The following is a 540-nucleotide window of genomic DNA, read 5'->3' as shown; positions in this document are numbered from 1 at the left end:
ATTAAAATATGAGGTAAATGAGCGTCTATTTCTCTCCTGGGCAGGGCTTAGAGGGGCTGTTCCCATAGTTCTTGCAACCTTTCCGATTGCTGTGGGAGTTGAAAATAGTCAACTTTTCTTTAACGTTGTATTTTTTATCGTCATAACTTCTGTTCTCATTCAAGGATACTCGATCAGTTGGGTGGCCGAAATATTGAAAGTTACAGGAGCAAAGAAAAAGTTTCCTCACCATTCCTGGGAGTTAGTTAATATTGGGAAAGCAAATGCCAAACTTGTCGAATTCATTGTTTCAGAAGAAACAGATATAGCGGGAAAAAAGGTAAAAGACATCAAGCTTCCAGATGAAGCCGTTTTTAATGCTCTGGTAAGAGAGGAAAGACTTGTGGATATTAACGAGCATACAATAGTCAGGGAGGATGATTCCCTTTACTTTTTAGTTCCTAATGAAAAGATACAAGAATTAAAGAAAGGATTAGCCAGAAAAAAGAGAAAAGATAAGAATAAATCATAAAAAATGGAGGATTGCTTTCTTAAGAGCAA

At 36.7% G+C, this 540-nt stretch carries 1 protein-coding gene; it reads left to right on the top strand.

The features are described 5' to 3' along the window. Positions 1 to 511, top strand: a 511-nt coding sequence (locus JCM19033_RS21700; protein ID WP_198153634.1) for a TrkA C-terminal domain-containing protein, incomplete at its 5' end; no start/stop codon positions are given. Positions 512 to 540: the final 29 nt, after the last annotated feature.

This window comes from Thalassobacillus sp. C254, from assembly GCF_001310615.1.
The sequence above is the reverse complement of the archived record's forward strand: the minus strand, read 5'-3'. Positions and strand labels throughout refer to the sequence as shown.